The following is a 559-nucleotide window of genomic DNA, read 5'->3' as shown; positions in this document are numbered from 1 at the left end:
GAATGCCGATTCGACGCGCGCGCAGTTCTATCCGGACGTGAACCTCGTCGCGCTCGGCGGCGTGTTCGCGCTGACGCCCGCGTCGCTGTTCTCGCGCGACGCGCTCGCCGGTTCGGTCGGCCCGGCGATCTCGCTGCCGGTCTTCGATCGCGGCCGGCTGAAGGCGAAGCTCGGTGCGGACGTCGCGCAGGCCGACGTGGCGATCGGGCTGTACAACAAGACTGTCGACGACGCGCTCGGGCAGGTCGCGCAGCTCGTCACGTCGCTGCAGACGTCGCAGACGCTCGTCGCGCAGCAGCAGGATGCGGTCGCGGCCGCGCAAAAGATCGTGCAGATCGCGACCGACCGCCACCGGCGCGGCGTGCTGATGCAGAAGGACGTGGATGTCGCGGATCTCACGCTGATCGACGAGCGCGCGCAGTTGATCGCGCTGCTCGGCCGGCAGCGCACGCTGCGTGTCGGGCTGGTCGGTGCGTTGGGCGGCGGGTTCGATGCGGGCGCGACGGTTGCGCAGGCGCCGGCCGCGCATCGGGCGCGTAGCGGGGCGGCGAAGCGAGGT

Annotated in this window: 1 protein-coding gene; it reads left to right on the top strand. The window is 71.6% G+C overall.

What is annotated here, in order from left to right:
• Positions 1-559, top strand: a 559-nt coding sequence (locus tag ABY44_RS01615; RefSeq protein ID WP_431640772.1) for a TolC family protein, incomplete at both ends; no start/stop codon positions are given.

Source organism: Burkholderia sp. ZZQ-2 (assembly GCF_050768715.1).
Lineage (GTDB): Bacteria > Pseudomonadota > Gammaproteobacteria > Burkholderiales > Burkholderiaceae > Burkholderia > Burkholderia cepacia.
The sequence above is the reverse complement of the archived record's forward strand: the minus strand, read 5'-3'. Positions and strand labels throughout refer to the sequence as shown.